This window comes from Halegenticoccus soli (assembly GCF_002844195.1).
In the GTDB taxonomy this organism is placed as follows: Archaea; Halobacteriota; Halobacteria; order Halobacteriales; family Haloferacaceae; genus Halegenticoccus; species Halegenticoccus soli.
Genome location: NZ_PEND01000011.1, coordinates 48,275 through 64,926, shown reverse-complemented (window position 1 = coordinate 64,926; position 16,652 = coordinate 48,275). Strand labels below are relative to the sequence as shown.

The 16,652-nt window shown below is 58.9% G+C and carries 12 protein-coding genes and 1 pseudogene; 9 read left to right on the top strand and 4 right to left on the bottom strand.

Annotated elements, in window-relative coordinates; translation table 11 throughout:
* Positions 1-108: 108 nt before the first annotated feature.
* A complete protein-coding gene (locus tag CNO20_RS21660; RefSeq protein ID WP_233204282.1) occupies positions 109-435 on the bottom strand; it encodes a hypothetical protein in 327 nt (108 codons plus the stop codon).
* A gap of 468 nt (positions 436-903) precedes the next feature.
* Between CNO20_RS21660 and CNO20_RS21655 the strand changes: the two genes are divergently transcribed.
* A complete protein-coding gene (locus CNO20_RS21655) occupies positions 904-2,037 on the top strand; it encodes an acyltransferase (RefSeq protein ID WP_101298289.1) in 1,134 nt (377 codons plus the stop codon).
* 601 nt (positions 2,038-2,638) lie between these two features.
* On the opposite strand, the gene CNO20_RS23990 is transcribed toward CNO20_RS21655, so the two are convergent.
* Positions 2,639-2,917, bottom strand: coding sequence for a hypothetical protein (locus CNO20_RS23990; RefSeq protein ID WP_101298288.1), 279 nt, complete (start codon positions 2,915-2,917; stop codon positions 2,639-2,641).
* Positions 2,918-3,077: 160 nt separating this feature from the next.
* On the opposite strand from CNO20_RS23990, the gene CNO20_RS21645 reads away from it, so the two are divergent.
* Positions 3,078-3,308 (top strand): DUF2061 domain-containing protein, encoded by a 231-nt coding sequence (locus tag CNO20_RS21645; protein ID WP_101298287.1) that lies wholly within the window; start codon positions 3,078-3,080, stop codon positions 3,306-3,308.
* Between the two features lie 151 nt (positions 3,309-3,459).
* Here CNO20_RS21645 and CNO20_RS21640 read toward each other — a convergent pair whose 3' ends face one another.
* Positions 3,460-3,981 carry a helix-turn-helix domain-containing protein gene (locus CNO20_RS21640; RefSeq protein WP_101298286.1) on the bottom strand — a complete coding sequence of 174 codons (522 nt, stop codon included), beginning with the start codon at positions 3,979-3,981 and terminating at the stop codon, positions 3,460-3,462.
* Positions 3,982-5,493: 1,512 nt separating this feature from the next.
* On the opposite strand from CNO20_RS21640, the gene CNO20_RS21635 reads away from it, so the two are divergent.
* Together CNO20_RS21635 and CNO20_RS21630 are read left to right on the top strand one after the other, a co-directional pair.
* Positions 5,494-6,786, top strand: coding sequence for a polysaccharide deacetylase family protein (locus tag CNO20_RS21635; RefSeq protein ID WP_101298285.1), 1,293 nt, complete (start codon positions 5,494-5,496; stop codon positions 6,784-6,786).
* Positions 6,787-7,976: 1,190 nt separating this feature from the next.
* Positions 7,977-8,678 (top strand): hypothetical protein, encoded by a 702-nt coding sequence (locus CNO20_RS21630; RefSeq protein ID WP_143423317.1) that lies wholly within the window; start codon positions 7,977-7,979, stop codon positions 8,676-8,678.
* Positions 8,679-8,871: 193 nt separating this feature from the next.
* On the opposite strand, the pseudogene CNO20_RS21625 reads toward CNO20_RS21630, so the two are convergent.
* A pseudogene (locus CNO20_RS21625) lies at positions 8,872-9,517 on the bottom strand (IS6 family transposase).
* Between the two features lie 169 nt (positions 9,518-9,686).
* Between CNO20_RS21625 and CNO20_RS21620 the strand changes: the two are divergent.
* From CNO20_RS21620 to CNO20_RS21600, 5 genes are all read left to right on the top strand, one after another.
* A complete protein-coding gene (locus tag CNO20_RS21620; RefSeq protein ID WP_143423316.1) occupies positions 9,687-9,890 on the top strand; it encodes a hypothetical protein in 204 nt (67 codons plus the stop codon).
* 854 nt (positions 9,891-10,744) lie between these two features.
* Positions 10,745-11,830: a polysaccharide deacetylase family protein gene (locus tag CNO20_RS21615; RefSeq protein ID WP_158237466.1), complete on the top strand. Its 1,086-nt coding sequence runs from the start codon at positions 10,745-10,747 to the stop codon at positions 11,828-11,830.
* 270 nt (positions 11,831-12,100) lie between these two features.
* On the top strand, positions 12,101-13,537 hold the full coding sequence (locus tag CNO20_RS21610; protein ID WP_101298320.1) for a phosphopentomutase/phosphoglucosamine mutase: 1,437 nt from the start codon (positions 12,101-12,103) through the stop codon (positions 13,535-13,537).
* A gap of 237 nt (positions 13,538-13,774) precedes the next feature.
* On the top strand, positions 13,775-14,956 hold the full coding sequence (gene glmU / locus CNO20_RS21605) for a bifunctional sugar-1-phosphate nucleotidylyltransferase/acetyltransferase (RefSeq protein WP_101298281.1): 1,182 nt from the start codon (positions 13,775-13,777) through the stop codon (positions 14,954-14,956).
* Between the two features lie 67 nt (positions 14,957-15,023).
* Complete coding sequence (locus tag CNO20_RS21600) at positions 15,024-16,547, top strand: oligosaccharide flippase family protein (RefSeq protein ID WP_101298280.1); 1,524 nt, start codon at positions 15,024-15,026, stop codon at positions 16,545-16,547.
* The last annotated feature ends 105 nt before the right edge of the window (positions 16,548-16,652 follow it).

Below are 16,652 nucleotides of genomic sequence, written 5' to 3'. Positions count from 1 at the left end.
CCCCCAATTTTACAACTCGACAACGGGGAGTGGCCGACGCGCGTTTGGGTCTCGTCTCTTACCTCGTGATTGCCAGACGGATTGCGGTGCGCTGTGTCACTATCTTCCCTACTCTGAGAGGGTGAGCGTGAATCCCCAGCTGAAATCTTCCCAGTGTTTATCTCTCCTGCGACGTGGCATGAACGATTCCTCGAAGCGGTACTCTCCCGCCAGGAGACATCCCTTGTCAGATGGCACCGACGACGCATTCCAGATGTCCATGGTTGCCTCGAGGATTTCTCGCTCAGGGTAGTATAACACGGCATACTCGGCCTGGATCCGTTCGCCTGGGTCGAGCGACTGGTTACGGATCACGTCCGGAACCGAGAACCGGACGAGAGTCGTCTGCCAGCAGCCGTCGATCGGATAGGTGGGGATAATCGGCTCATCGGTCATGAATACGTGCCGTTGCACTCGGTCGTCGGGTGGAATAAGTACCACGCGCGCATTCTCGGTGCTCCAGAGTGCAGAGAATGGTTGGATATCGCCGAATCCGATAGACTGGGCCGTCGAACTCGACAGCAGCGAGCGTTTCCGCGGTAGTGTTCTACTAGGGCACGTAGATGCGCTCAGCGGCAGCCCAACCCGCTCGCGGGTTTCGTGCTCGGCGCGAGTTGTCGGCCGCAGTTACGCCACCAGGCTATCTATGACGTACGCCGTGGGAAGTACGAGAGTCACCGTCGCACCGCCGAGCAGACGAGGGTCCACGACCGTCGCTCTTCCGACGCTCAAGAACGTGCGTTCTCTTCTTTCCGTCACCGCTCGCGGTGTAATGGTGACCTCCGCGAACCAGTGAATCTACACTCAGTCTACCGGTTTCCCTGGCCACCATCCTAAACTCTCTTCAACCCGAATGTCAGATCCATGAGCGATCGAATCGAGAGTATCGACACAATGCGCGCTGTCGCAATGTTTTTCATCGTCATTGCGCACGTGAAACCGTTCAAGGGCTTCGAGACGTACGGAAACTATGTCTTCTTCGCGTTGGACACCATTGGGCAATTCGACGTCCCGTTCTTTTTCGCAGCGTCTGGGTATTTTCTCGCGAAAACAGTGGATGCCAATACCGTCACTTCCCGACTGTGGACTGTATTCAAAAAATTGGGATCGCTCTATCTGTTCGGTATCCTGCTTTACTTGGCAGCGACGACATGCGTTGCTCTCATCCAAGATACTCCCGTCACAGCTGCATTAGTTGCTCATCGGCTCGGCGACCTCTCCGTGGCTGGGTTACTGTACTACGGAGATGCTATCGGCGTCCCGCTGTGGTTTCTGACCGCCCTCTTTTTCTCCATCTGCTTCGTCGTACTCTTCGTTCGGGTCGGGAAGACGCGCTATCTGGTGCCCGTCGCAGCCGTACTCCACCTTCTCGGGCTGATCGGGATGAATTTCCAACACGTCTTCGAGATTCCGTTTCCCACACGGGATGCCCTCTTCTTCGGGTTCTTCTACGTCGCTCTCGGATTTCAGCTTCGATCGGTCGATTGGACGCCGAGCGAAGACCGGAGTCACATCTATCTCGGAGCGGTCTGTCTCTTCTTGGTAACTCAACTACTCGAGCAGTACGCCATCGGGTATGTACTCCGTGACCACACTCTTCCTCAAGCGGTGGTCTTGACGGAGTACACTGTCTCGACGGTGTTCTTTGTCCTCGCGCTCTTTGCGTATGCTCTGTCGAATCCAGAGCTAGGTGAACATACGACGCTTCCGACGGTTGGACGATACGCCGTCGGGATTTATCTGGTTCACGTTCCGCTTTTCCGTATCCTCCAGGCGGTGAATCGAGTCTGGGGGGCGGCACTCGGCATCGACCTCACGACGACGCTTCTGTGGCAGGTGGCTATAACGCCGCTCGTCTACGTCCTTTCGCTACTCGTCTATCTCTTCATGGCGAAGATTGGGGTCATCGAACTCGGAGGAAGTCATACGCCATGGCTCGATCGTATTCGCGCGTACGTCGGATCGTTGGTGTCGAGCGGAAGGTCCGAAATCAATTAACACACCCTACGGCGTTGATTGTCAGTTGCAGGGACGTACGACGAGCACGGACGTCTCCACCGAACGGACGCTCCGCATGTAGTGGTCGCACCGTCCGCTCCGAGAAGCGACACCGCCAGAACGTACAATACCGATAACCGTCTCGGTTTCGAATATGGACCGTGGCGCGCTCCGTCGGCGAGACGTGCTTGCAGCGAGTGGTGCACTCGTCGTGAGCGGCGGACTCAGTGGCTGCGTATTCGACTCGCGCGGTTCCCTGCGCTCTCAGAATACCACCACCACGGGATCTCCCTCCACTCAGACACCGCCCCCATCGAGCGCTGACGCGCCACCAGACTCCACAGCGGCACCTCGGTCACAACGCGTTTCCTTCCGAGCGACACACGGGGCCGAACTAGAAGGAACGCTCTATGGGGCCGGTGACTGTGGCATTGTGTTGATTCCGCAAAGCCACAAGGACCGCCACATCTGGAGGCCGCAGGCGAAGACGTATGCGCAGCTGGGCCATCTGGCGCTGACAACTGAGGTGGACCCCACTAATCGTACCGAGTCGGTTCTCGGTGCGATACGGTTCATGCGGCGCGAACAGAATGTGACGCGGTTACTCCTCATTGGCGCGAGCACCGGGGGGAAAGCAGCTCTTGAAGCGAACGTACGAGCCGAAGCGGGCGCGGTAGACGGGACAGTTACACTTTCGGCGAACGGTGGCGCAGAAAACGCGTCGGAACTTCAGGGGAGACTCCTCTTCATGATCAGCGAAGATGAACGCCCTGAGTATGTGCGCGTCGGCCACGCACTCGCTGAGAACGCCCCTGAGCCGAAAGAACTCATCACGTATTCTGGTGGGGCACACGCACGGGCTCTCGTTGTCGAGAAGCACGGCGATGCGGTTCGTCGACGCCTTCGAAAATTTGTTTCGACCGTGTGTACCGGCAGCTGAGGCGAGTTTCCGGCCAGACCTCTGACACCGTGTCACCACTCACCTTCGTACAGGAAGATGAGACGTTCCGGAATATTTTTTCATACACACAGAGATGTGAATGAGTATGATTTGTCGGCGAGCACACCAAGGATGGATGCGTGTCCTGACGAAGACGATTCTGTACCGGGCGGTCACACTCGCTGTGACATTCGCGGTCGCATACTATCTCCTCGGTGATACGAGCACCGCGTTGAATATCGGGCTTGCGTCAATGTTCTTGAAAACGGTCGTCTATTTCTTCTACGAACGGCTCTGGGACCACATCACTTGGGGAATGAGTCCTGCGTAGCAAAGCATTCAGCTCTTCTTGGTCTTTTCTCTCGGTTCACCGGAGATCTCTGCCGGTGAGAGATCACCTCAGAGTCCTCCTGCTGTGTCGATGCCTATTCTCTGTCCAGACTGGATTCAGCGTAAATCGCGGTGAGCAAGGACAAAGTTAGTCACTCGTGCGTCTCAGCGGGGTCGATCGTATCGATTTGATCCTCTATGTCGTCGATTTTCTCGCCGATCATGCCGACGACCTCTTTCGTTGTCTTTCGGAGCTTTTCGAGTCGCTCTTCCAGAGTATCCTGTCGATCTTCGAGACGCGCAAGCTGCTCTTTCAGGGCGGTGATATCGTCACCCGTAACCTCAACAGCGCCCGTCGCTCGGAGATAGGCCACGAAATCCTCGCCGCAGGGCGTGAGTTCCCATACACGAGAGGGCGACCCCTGCCCGTGTGTCTCCACACGGCCCGCCTCAACGACGAGGTTCCACTCGGCGAGCTGCTCCATGTGGTGCGAGAAGCTCCCGCGCGGGACGTCCGTTCGCCGCCGGAGGGTCCGCGTGGTCGCCCGTCCCTCGGTCCGCGACAAGGCTGTCATGAGCGCGTAGCGGTGCTGGCCTAACCAGTCGGCAAGCTCCTCAAAATCCAAGTCGGAGTCTGAGTCGGAGTTGGAGCCCGGGACGTCACGCTCACTCATAGGCGGCCCCCCTCTTCTACTTCTCGTCCGGCAGGCCCCGTGTCTGGATTGAACCCGACCTCGAGCACACTCTGGAAACAGTTGCCACGTTGAGATACTTCGAGGTGGTAGCTGACGCTTCTGTAGCCGTCTACTGTGACCGTCTCAAACAGGAGCATCTACCCTGCCCCCGTGTCGGGCCGCTGGCGTTCGACGTCGATACGCGAAGAGATACCTGTGTTCGGTGTCCAGGTTGTCATGGCTTTCTTCCCCATAAGAAGGCCGGCTCGGTGCTTCTACACCGGGTCTTTCTCGGAATGAAAAAACTACACAGGGACAGACCTTCTTATGCCCACCAATAATCTCACACTCACTTAGCACCTTTCCTATCTATCTGAGAGATTCCGCCAGGCACTACAAAGTTCGCTATCACCTACCCACGACAGTTTCCATAGGAAACATTCGGTGGATCCGAATATGGCTATATCCAGGGATAATAATATGGCCTCTATCACTTGCTATAACCTGGTCGGAACATATCAGACTCGAGTGGCTACCGACGATAGCTCAACTACCAGACGGCCTCCGTGGATAGTGTGGGGTTAGTCGTCGCTACATCGGTCGGAGGTTACCGTTCGGTTCTTTGCTTCTGTCCCTACTCCGTAGAGTGACATTATCTGCCGCCGAATCGTGTCCTCCGAGTGACCGCGTTGGGCGACGGCGGTAGTGAGGTCTCTCTGCAGAACACCATCCCTGGAATAGGTTTGAATGGGTGTTCGACGACGTGCGTGAGGTTCGTGAGATCAGACAAAAAGTGTGTGAATATTCCCCGTCAGCTAGCAATCTTCTTCCATCTCAGAGCCGGGCTTGATTCCGCTCTGCCGTCTGAGTCAGAGTCAGAATCCGCGTCAAAAGTCTAAATCGTTGAGAGACTCTCTGACCCCTCTGAGTCGTTTGACGTCTCTTCTCCTCATTCAGAACCCTCGGAGCCATTATCAATGTCAGATTCCCAGTGAGCGTCAGTGTCGCTGCGGAGGACGACCTGTCCATCGGGATTGAGGATCGAAACGACGTCGTTCCCATCGTTGTTGAGCAAGGGCGCCTGTTCTCGTTCAAGATGATATCGGCCTCGACGTCCTTGTAGCCCGTGGCAATTGTGAGTGTCTCACCCGTCCCAATCGTGGGTCCGTCGGAGAATTGGCAAATTTGGTCCCGCTTACCACCTTAAGGTCGATTAGAATCACGGTTCCGGTGAGCGACGTTTTACAGTGACTGGGCGTCAAGGAGGGGCCCGTCACAGCAGGAGCTTCTGACGACAGCTTTGCTGCTAAAATTTTAAAAGAGAATAAATAAATGGCATGAATGAAGATAATCTACGGATAATATTTCATAACTTACGTATGAATTAAATCCTTATCACGTTGACCCTCGAAAAGGCTAATTTGGGCGATTTGAGCGATTAGAATGCTGCTAAGGCGCATCTTAGCGTCCGTATTATAATGGTGACCTGAGTACAATGAGCGCGAGAGGAAAATGAAGCGACCATCGACCCGCCGCAGTTTCCTCGCAGCGCTCGGAACCACCGGTGCGGTATCTCTTGCAGGCTGCTCGAGCCTGCAAGGAACCTCGCAGACACCGGGAGACGAAACTCCGGCCGGGGACAAGACCACCTCGGCCTCGCCGGACGACGAGAACACGCCCGGCGGCTCGAAGGGGAAGAAGTCCCCCTTCACACGAGGGAAACTCGTTGAGGATTTCGAGAACTTCGAGAATGCGAACTGGGGACTGATTCGCGGTAAAGCAAAGGCGGACTCAAACCAGGTGTATTCCGGGACGCAGTCCGTGAGGTTAGAAAATAAGAATGGCGAAGCAGCCGGGATCTTCAAGGCGTTCCCCGAGGGACTTGATCTTACGAAACACGACCTCTCGCTGGCTGTGAAACTCGAAAAACCAGCTAGCGGTTACTTCGCAGCCGAAATCATCGCCCCAGCGCGTAGTGACATGCTGACCAGTCGTCGGTATATACCGCAAGAACTGAACGGCTGGATCCGGATCGACCTTGGGTACACCGATCGGCAGGGGAGCCCGATCATGAAGGCAGTTCAGGAACTGCGCCTCATGGCCATCTCTGATAAGGGTGAGCCGATCAAATGCTGGATCGACGATCTGCGTAGGATCCCCAAACCCAAGAAGGGGAAAGTTATCTTCCAGTTTGACGATGCCGTCACGTCTCAATACAACGTAGCATTCAAAGAACTGCAGAAAAAAGGTTGGCCGGCCAGTGTCGCCGTTATCCCTGACGCGATTAATACGCAAGGGAACCTGAATACGGGCCAGATGCGTGAAATGCGTGATGCGGGGTGGGACATGATGGCCCACCCGCAGACAAGGAAACCGTTACCCGCATACCCGGTAGAGGAACAACGTCGGAAAATCCAGAGCACTAAGCGGTACCTTGAACTGAAGGGATTCCAAAAGGGCGCGCGGCACTTCGTCGCCCCGTACAACCGCGTAAGTTCAGAGACACTGGACATAGTCCGCGAGTTCCACGAAACCGGCTTCCTACAAGGTGCCTGTCCGAGCAACGCGCAGCAGCCGTCGGACATGCACAGCATTTCCCGCATTATGGGCAAGGATGCCCAAGGAACGCGACGGCTTCTCAATATCGCCGAGGCATTCAACCAGATGGTGGTCATCACGTACCACGATATCGGCAATGGAAAAGACTACGAGACATCCATTGACGATTTCAAGAATATTGTCAACCACGTCGGGAAGAAAGACATGGACGTCATCACGCCGTCCCAACTTATCGACGGACAGTGACGGATCCCTGTCTCGGTTGTCCTGTCTAGCGGCCGAAGAACTCGCTCTCGTAACTATCCCATATCACCAACCTCTTCCCAATTTAGGAGATTTTCAGGGCGAGAAAACCTACGACTAAAGTTATAGGATAATCGCCTGTTGTCAGTTACTCTCACTGTGTACTGACGGTTCATATCTTCATAGTTCGTTTGAGTGGATGTACATAGAATCCTGGCAGTTGACTTGGCGTTTGCCACAGGTATCGTCCAAACCCAAACTAGTGAGCCAACCGCGCCAGCTGTAGTAACTCAAAGTCCCTTTGCGGTACGAGTATCGGTTTTGTGGCGGAGCCACTGGCCGTCAGTCCACGAACAGTAACTCCGGGTCTGCATCCACTTTGGTGGGGATAGGAGTACCGGCTGGTTGGTACAGCCAGCAGCCTATCTTCATGACCTCTGTCGAGGATTCCAACCGCGGACAGAGGTGGTAGACTGCAAACCATAATATCTTAATCCAGCGGTGCCGCGAGATTCCCATGTCTTCAGGCGTGGGAGGATGTCAAAACTGGCCACTGTCCGTCGTTGCGTGTCTCTCCAGTCGACTGAGACTCAAAGCAGATGTTCACTGCTAAATAAGCGATATCCGGAGTATGTTACGTTTATTTCATTATTTATATCTATAGAAGCAATAAAGAAAATGTATGGTATAAACCTTTCATGGCATCGTAAGTTCGATTTTAGGGTCTCGTTTTTCGGTGTTATCCGGTTTATTCACCTAGTAACTAAGCTATTAGCAAATATAGGCTGATGTGACGCCTCTCGTTCAGAGGGGTGTCAGACTGCACGGGTCGAGACGGAACAAGAGGGGCCCTACCTCCCACCCCTTGCCAGCCACCTCCCTCCCCTCCCACCCGTACCGTTTCTGGCAGTCTTTTCGAAACTATTCCACTAGCGGACAACATGCCGGTGTCAATGATAACACCAGAGCTGTACCACAGTCGTCGAGTGTCGGTAGCCGTCGATCGGTCCGTCTTCGCACGTGGTGATCAATCGAGATCTTGAGCGCGTGCGAGCCTCTCACGCTCACGTGGTTTGCTGATCCGCGGAAGGTTGTCGATCTGCGAAAGATTGTTCTCCCGCGCGTAGGGAGACTGCCCTTTATTTACCATCTAATAATGGTGGCCGTCGGGTAAGCATCGATCAGGAGCCACTATGTCGACCGCAGTTTCACGAACGATCGCGCGGCTGCCAAAGTGGGCGCAGATTCGCCCGTCCGCCGGTGGATCAGTTCGAGACTGGCCGTCGTACCGGTTGCAGACCGACGGTCGGTTCATACAGGCCGGGCTGTTTGTCGCTGGGCTGTTGTTTTTTCTCGGAGGCGTCGCCATCGTTCTCGGCGTTCCAGGCTCATCAGGTTTAATTCCGGGCCCCGATGCCGGAACACCGACACCGACCGACAACATCGACAACGCCACGACTGAGACGCCCACGCCGACAACCACTGAGACGCCGAACGAGAACACGCAGACACCCATGCCGACAACGACGCCGACCGAACAGCCGACAACGAGGACGCCGACGCCAACGCCAACGCCAACGCCAACGCCGACGCCGGAGCCTACGACTACGGACGACGGTTTCGGCCTCCCAGGCAACGATAATAACGGAACCGATGGCAACGGCAATAACAACAATAACAACAATAATAACAGCGGTAATAACACCGACGACGGAAACAACAATAACGGGAATGACGACGACGGTTTCAGCTTCCCGGGTAACGAGACCACGCAAGAGCCGATGAGTACGACGGCGTTGCCGCCGACTACTCAGCCCCAGCAGAATGGCTCCTTCTCGACGAACTCGTCGAACACAGGCGGATTGCAGCAGTCGACAAACAACTCGTCGGGATGAGACCGGCTCGATAGGCTACTGATAGCCTCCGGAAACCGTATGACTGTTCCCTCGGTGGCTGATCTTGAATTTACGAGCTCGTTTTCTCTGTAAGAAGGGATTCCGCGCCGACAACTTCGGCGCACGCTGGCTCCGGTTCGGACGCCGCTGCACGACGCCCCTCTCCGACGCAAACCTCTCAATCCGGTCGTGTTTAGTTTGGAGCATTGACCCAGGCGGCAAATGCTTGGAGCCAATTTTCAGCGGTCTGAGGCTCAACGTGGCTGAAACAGTTTGGAACGAGGATGTGCGGCGTTTGTGATCCCGAAAATGCGTTCGATGGCGTTCCGATTTCCCTTCCGTTCCGTTTGGAATCGGAGCGCTACTCTGGTCAGCGCAGTTTGGAGGTGTTGAGTGTTATCGACCAAGAAACACAGCGGATTCGACATCGTGTTTTTGGCGGAGCTCTCGGAAAAAGATCTCAGTTAATGCGGTCGTTGTTATCGAAACTAACCGCAAATGCAGCAGATCGTTTGTGTCGAGATCGGCTGCAGCGTACGCCAGAATCGCTGCTCTTTGATTCGAATCGCAGTTTCGTCAACCGCTACGTGATTGGGGCTCTGACCCTCTGTGGGCTGTAAATCGGCCTTTTGGACCCAATCATGGATTGCTTTGCGAGATCGCTTGACATCCAATCTTCGAGGATGGAGACGGTATTCAATAGCGACAGCCCCGTTAACCTGCAGTTGAATACCGAGCTTCATCGCACGCTTGGGTGTCCGCTGCCGCTCCACAAAATCCAAATCAATCCAGTCCGTGCCTCCACTAAGGCGGGTGATTTTTGGCCTAGAGCACCACACAATCACATTGCCTCATCCTTCATCCTTGACTAAATACGACCCTCAATTCTCACCGAAGGTTTAAGGGATTCGTTGCGTAGGAGTAGACACGACAGGCTCGATTGGAGGCGGCTGGGGACCGCTTCTGCCGGTCTGCCGACCGGAAACGCGTACCGATGGGGTGAACGACATGAGCCGAAACATCCACAAGGCGATAACCGAAGAATGGCCGAACTTCACGCTCGAGTTCACGTTCAATCCGCGTGACTCGACGCTCAAGGACCGATTCGACCCCGACGAGGTCGTGATCTTCGAACCGAGAGGCGGCGCCATCGGCACGCGCTGGATCTCGGGAAAGCGCGAATCGTACGTCGCGGTCGACGAAATGCGGTAGACGCCTTTTTCACCCGTCTTCGGCCTCGAAACCGGCCTCGTTCTCGTGTACTGTCGGTCTGACAGCGACGTTCCCGTCGGTGTACACCGTTACCCGGTGGTCAGCCACCGCGAAACCGACGGAGTACCTCAACGAGTACGAACTGACCGCAGTAGAGACGATCCGCGAGACAATGACCAGGGACGGCGAGCCGATCTACATCAATTATCCGTATACGTCACCGCTGAGCGGGCACGCAGAGGGCGGGTTCCGCGTCGCTACGATGCCGGATGGTGGCGTCACGTCCCAAAGGACGGCCGTTTACAGACCGTATCGGTCAACCGATGCGCCGTCGTTCGGAGACGAAAACCGAAGGCAATGGATCCCTCGCATTCACCCTCCGCTGTGTACCAACTCGCACAGCACGGTTTCCGCAAACGGTTAAGTGCGTATGTGTCAATCTCTATGGGGAGTTCGGAACTCTGACCCGAAACGGCCTGAGTTTGACCCCATCATACCATCGACCGGCGGACGCATTATCTATTACTGACTTGTACCTTTATTAACTTCTCCCCAAGGCCGCTTACCGGCGGCTTAGAAGTGGATTTATCTTCTTCATAGTTATCGTGTCTACATTCAATAGAATTCCCTAAGAGATGGCATCAGATCGAACATTCCGTCGACGATCCTTCCTAGCAGGCATCGCGGGTACGAGCGTCCTCATCGCGGGATGTGGGGGAATCGGTGGCGAATCATCCAACAAGACTGAGACCCCCACCGGGACGAGGGGAACGGCTTCCGAAAACGAAGCCGAGACCGAGATGCCGGGCGGAAATTCCGGCGGAGACAGCGGCGACCCCGGGTCGCCCGCACCCATGGATTCCGCCGTAGCCGGATTCGAGGACCACTCCGTGTGGCAGCCGCAAGCGAACGTAACGCTCGAGGCGGACACCGACACCGTCTACAGCGGCAGCCAGTCCGCACGGGTCGAGGGCGACAGCGGAACGATCGTGGGCAATTTCGACATCCCGCTTGACCTCTCGAAGAAGGACATCTCGATCGCCGTCAAGGTGGAAAAGCCGCGGCCGACGAACCTCCGAATCTGGTTCACAGACTCTAGAGGCAACGAAACGCGGCTTATCCAGCAGATCAACCAGAATCACCCGGGGGGGTGGATCCGGATCAATCCCTCGATCAACTCGGTGAACGCCGACCTGAGTAGCGTCGAGGAGATCCTGATCACGCTTGACGGGGACGGGGAGGGGAAGCGCTACTGGCTCGACGACATCCGCTTCCACGACAAGCGGACGAACAAGGGGCAGTTCATGTTCACCTTCGACGACATCGTCACCGACGTCTACGAGACCGCGTTCCCCATCATGCAGGAGTACGACCTGAAGGGTGCGCTCGCCGTCCCGCCGGCCGTCATCGGTTACCGAAATCGCATCAATCAGGATCAGCTGGAGGAGATGCACGGTGTCGGTTGGGAGATCGCGAGCCACAGCGACGACCTGCAGGGGCTCTACGGACTCCCGCGCGAACAACAGCGGAAGAAGCTGGAGCGAGCGAAGGAGATCATCAAGGGTCGCGGCTTCGGCGACGCCCCCGCGTTCATGTACCCCGGCGGTGCATGCGACAACAATACGCTTGAACTTGTCAGTGAGCTGCACGACGTCGCCTTCCTCACGTTCAAAGGGGCCGAGAAGGGGCTCTCGCAGTCGGCCCTCATGAATCCGCATTTCGTGAACCGATCGCGACCGAACACGGACCAGGCTGTAATAAACCAGGTCGATCCGGCGATTCAGTACAGGGGCCTGTACACGATGTACCTCCACTACGTCAACGACGACGCGGTGATAAACGCGGACCAGTTCCGGCGGATCTGCGAGTTCGTGGCCGACAAGCGCGATTCAGGCGAACTCGAGGTCGTTCGTCCGTCGGACGTCATCCCGAACGAGTAGCGCACATCCCCTTCCCCCTCGTCGTCGATTCGGATCATCCACCGAACGGCAACGTTTCCTTCGTGAGGAACTGCCGGACGCGACGTCCCACCGGATGTCGTAGTCGCGTCCGTCGGCGGCGGTCCCGGCGAAGGAGTCCGAGCGCGGATCGGCTCGCAGTACGTCGATCCGCACGGATTCCTCACGAACGTTGCAAACGACTGATTCGCAGCTAATCGCTTACGGCTATCATAACCAAGGTGCCGGATTTCCAGTGTACGCGTAATGACGTTGTTCGGAACCAGCGGCATACGAGGGCCGGTCGGCGAGGAGGTGACGGCCGACCTCGCGCTGTCGGTCGGTCGAGCGGTCGCATCGGAGGGGGCGACCCGAATCGTCGTCGGGCGCGATCCCCGCGTCAGCGGGCGGCTGCTCGCCGACGCTGCGATGGCCGGCGCCGAGGAGTGCGGCGCCGACGTGATCGATCTCGGGATGGTCGCCACGCCGACACTCGCCCGCTCCGTCGGCTGGCTAGACGCCGACGCCGGTATCATGGTCACGGCGTCGCACAACCCCACGCCGGACAACGGGCTGAAGCTCTGGAACCCGTCCGGACAGGCGTTCGACACCGACCAGCGGGAGGCGATCAGCCGACGCATCGAGTCCGGCGACTACGAGCTCAAACGCTGGGACGGGATCGGCTCGAAGTCGACCCAGTCGGACGCGACCGACCGCCACGTCGAGGCGCTCGTCGAAACGATCCGGCGCGGGGCGGACGACGGACGCGCGGGTGATGAGGACGCAGACGACGGAAGCACGGACGAGAGGGTTGTGAACGACAGGGATGCGGACGACGGGGGCGAAGACGGCGGGAACGACGAACCGCTGTCTGGGCTCACCGTCGTCGTCGACGTCGGCAATGGCGCCGGGGGGCTCACGGCCGACGCGCTCGCGGCGCTCGGCGCGCACGTGCTGACGCTGAACGCCCAGCCGGACGGGCGGTTCCCCGGTCGACCGAGCGAGCCGACGCGGGAGAACTGCCGGGCGCTGTGCGAGTTCGTCGCCGAGACCGACGCGGACCTCGGGATCGCCCACGACGGCGACGCCGACCGGATGCGCGCCGTGACGGAGTCCGGGCAGTTCGTCCAGGGTGACGTGCAGCTCGCGCTGTTCGCCCGCGCGGTCGTCTCCGAGGGACAGCGCGTCGCCGCTCCGGTCAACATCAGCCTTGCCGTGGACGACGAACTGGAGGCTCGAGGGGCGTCGCTCACCCGGACGCGGGTCGGTGACGTGTTCGTCGCCGAGCGGGCGACCGAACCGGACGTCGTCTTCGGTGGCGAGTCCAGCGGCGCGTGGATCTGGCCCGACGAGACGCTCTGCCCGGACGGTCCGCTCGCGGCGTGCAAGCTCGTGGCGCTCGTCGCGGCGGCCGGGTCGCTCGACGGGCTGGTCTCGGAGATCGCGTCGTATCCTCTCCGGCGGCGCAGCGTCGAACTCGACGACAAGTACGGCGCGATGGCGCGCATCGAAGAGGCCGCCGTGGCCGAGTACGCCGACGATCGGCTGACAACCACCGACGGCGTCCACGTCGCCTTCGACGACGGCTGGTTCCTCGTCCGCGCGAGCGGGACGCAGCCGCTGATTCGGCTCACTGCGGAGGCGCGGGACGAAGCACGGACCGAGGAGCTTCTGGACCAAGCGGCGGGGTTGATCGACGGCGTTCGATAGCGTGGTTCTCGCGCGCTCTTCGACCGTATAATAACTACCTCCTGTGCCGGTGGTTTAGGGACCGTCACGGATACAATCGATGCGGAGCGCAATCGACTCCGAATGCAACCACACCCGAGTAGCGAAACCCGCTTAGGTGCGTGCTATCTATCGATTTTCGCCCGTTTCGTTCCCGTCATTCCGTTAGCCGGCCCATAATAATGGGCGCGTGAATAGTATCGGTCGAGTATCGAGACTATGCAGGCAGTCATCCTTGCAGCTGGCCAGGGAACCCGGATTCGACCCCTTTCTGAGACGATTCCAAAACCGATGCTGCCGGTCGCGGACCGCCCCATCGTCGCTCACGTCGCCGACGCCGCCCTTCAGGGCGATGCGGACGAGCTCATCTTCGTCGTGGGGTATCTGGACGACCAAGTGCGCGAGTACTTCGGCGAGGAGTACGCCGGCGTCCCCGTCCGATACGTCGAACAGGAGGAACAGCTCGGCACCGCGGACGCCGTCAACGCGGCGAGGGAGTGGATCGACGGGACGTTCGCGGTCCTCAACGGCGACAACCTCTACGACCCCGAAAGCGTCGCGGAGCTGTTCGAACGCGCGCCGAGCATCGGCGCGTTCACGGTCGACAACCCGACGAACTACGGCGTCCTCTCGACGAACGGCGACACGGTCACCGCGATCGTCGAGAAGCCGGCCGATCCGCCGACGAACCTCGCCAACGCCGGCGCGTACATCTTCCCCGAGGACGCGCGCGAGTACCTCGACGTGCCCGAGAGCGAGCGCGGCGAACACGAGATCACGGACGTCGTCGAACGCGTCATCGACCACCACGACGTGACGGCGGTGACGGTCGACCGGTGGCTCGACGTCGGACGCGCCTGGGAGCTCCTGGAGGCGAATGAGCTCTTCCTGGGCGAGCTAGAGCGCGACCTCGCCGGCGACGTCTCCGAGGACGCCGACGTCCGCGGGAACGTCGTCGTCGAGGAGGGCGCGACGGTCGAGCCGGGCGTCGTCATCCAGGGCCCTGCCCTAATTCGCTCCGGCGCGAAGGTCGGTCCGAACGCGTACGTCCGGGGCGCGACGCTCGTCGGGCCGGACGTCCGCGTCGGCCACAGCGTCGAGATCAAAAACAGCGTCCTGATGGAGGAGGCGCACGTCTCGCACCTCTCTTACGTGGGCGACAGCCTCCTCGGCCGGAACGTCAACTTCGGCGCGGGGACGAACGTCGCCAACCTGCGGCACGACGACGATCCCGTGAAGTTGACGGTCAAGGGCGAGCGCGTCTCGACGGGCCGTCGGAAGTTCGGCGTCGTCGCGGGTCACGGCGCGAAGACGGGAATCAACACCAGCCTCAGCCCGGGTCTGACGCTCTCGCTCGGCGCGACGACGCTGCCCGGCGAGACGGTCACGAGAGACCGGTGAGGAACCGACCGGCGACCGTTCACCGAGGGATCAAACACACGACGGATTACCAAGGGAGCAGATTTCAGTGCGACGGAACATAGTCACCGCGTTCGCTTCGATCGCCGGATCGCGGATGCTGGACGCGCTCGTGTCGGCGCTCATCACGCCGCTCCTGTTCCGCATCCTCGGGAAGGGGGAGTACGGGCAGTACGCGGCCGTCATCGCCGTCTTCAACCTGCTCATGATCCTCGTGAGCTCGGGGATCAACAGCGGCGTCCGGAAGTATATCTCCGAAGAGCGCGCCGAGAGCGACTGGAAGGACTACGTCTTCGCCTACTACTTCCGCCTCGCGCTCGCGCTGTCGCTCGTCGCGGCCGTCGCGCTGGCGGTCGGCGCGTACACCGGTATCATGGGTCAGCTGATGAAGCCCGACTACACGGTGTACTTCTACCTGCTCGCGGTGCTGGTGCTCGCGGCGCAGTTCCGCGAGTACTCCCGCCGGGCGCTGATGGGATTGAAGCTCGAACACATCGGCGAGCCGCTGAATGTTGTCCACCGGATCGCCTTCGGCGTCACCGCGGTCGGGTTAGCCGCACTCGGCTATGGCGTCGCCGGGGTGCTGGTCGGGTACATCTTCGCCAGCACGCTCGTGTTCATCATTTCGCTGACGTTCGTCACGAGGTACATCTCGCTCACACACCTCTTCCAGCCGCTCCCCGAGGACTTCCCGAAGAAGGAGCTTTTCAGCTTCAATCACACGTCGATCGTCTACATCTTCCTCCTCACGTCGATGTACCATGTTGACGTGATCTTCCTCGACACGCTCGTCGGCAACGAGCAGGCCGGGGTGTACAAGGCCGCGCTCGTCCTCGTCGAGTTCCTTTGGTTCGTTCCCCGGTCGGTGCAGTCGGTGATGATCCAGTCGACATCCAACCTCTGGGTCCAGGGACGGACCGACCGGATTCAGCGAATCGCCTCGCGGTCGACCCGGTACGCCCTCCTCTTGACGACGCTCATGGGCCTCGGACTCGGCGCGCTCGCGTCGGACTTCGTCCCGTTCTACTACGGCGACGGCGCTTCGGAGATGGTGCTTCCGCTGATTCTGCTCCTCCCGGGTGTGATCGGGTTCGCCATAGCGCGGCCGCTGCTCTCCATCAACCACGCGAAGGGCGACATGAAGATCCTCATCCTCGCTACCGGCGCGGCTGCCGCGATCAACGTCACGCTCAACCTGCTTCTCATCCCCCGATACGGGATGATCGGCGCGGCGATCGCGACCAGCACGGGGTACGGATCGCTTCCCTTCTTCCAGGCATGGGTCGGTCATCGGCTCGGGTACGATCCGTTCGCGGACGTTCGCCTGGGGCGCATTGCGCTGACGACGATCGGCGCGGGCGTTCCAATCATCGGTCTCCCTCTTCTCATCGACAACTCGCTCCTGTCGCTCGTCATCGTCCCGCCCGTCGGATTCGTCATCTACTCCGCACTGGCCGTGGCGACCGGCGCGATCTCATTCGACGAGGTGTTCGACATCTTCGGAGCGCTACCCGAACCGATCTCCTCGAAGGCGGCCGCTCTCAGGGTTCGCGTCGGTTCGAGCGGGGAGTGATGCTTCTCGTGCTCGCCACCGCGCCTACTCGCTTCCCGTCACTCTCCCTCGAATCGGCGATACGTTCTAAACCGTCATTTCGGCCGACATTGGATCGCTTGCATG

Coding starts and splice junctions, on each gene's coding strand:
- CNO20_RS21645 (WP_101298287.1), top strand. CDS start 3,078: ATGAGTATGATTTGTCGGCGAGCACACCAAGGATGGATGCGTGTCCTG.
- CNO20_RS21615 (WP_158237466.1), top strand. CDS start 10,745: ATGGATTCCGCCGTAGCCGGATTCGAGGACCACTCCGTGTGGCAGCCG.
- CNO20_RS21620 (WP_143423316.1), top strand. CDS start 9,687: ATGAGCCGAAACATCCACAAGGCGATAACCGAAGAATGGCCGAACTTC.
- CNO20_RS21630 (WP_143423317.1), top strand. CDS start 7,977: ATGTCGACCGCAGTTTCACGAACGATCGCGCGGCTGCCAAAGTGGGCG.
- CNO20_RS21660 (WP_233204282.1), bottom strand. CDS start 435: ATGACCGATGAGCCGATTATCCCCACCTATCCGATCGACGGCTGCTGG.
- CNO20_RS21640 (WP_101298286.1), bottom strand. CDS start 3,981: ATGAGTGAGCGTGACGTCCCGGGCTCCAACTCCGACTCAGACTCCGAC.
- CNO20_RS21635 (WP_101298285.1), top strand. CDS start 5,494: ATGAAGCGACCATCGACCCGCCGCAGTTTCCTCGCAGCGCTCGGAACC.
- glmU (WP_101298281.1), top strand. CDS start 13,775: ATGCAGGCAGTCATCCTTGCAGCTGGCCAGGGAACCCGGATTCGACCC.
- CNO20_RS21655 (WP_101298289.1), top strand. CDS start 904: ATGAGCGATCGAATCGAGAGTATCGACACAATGCGCGCTGTCGCAATG.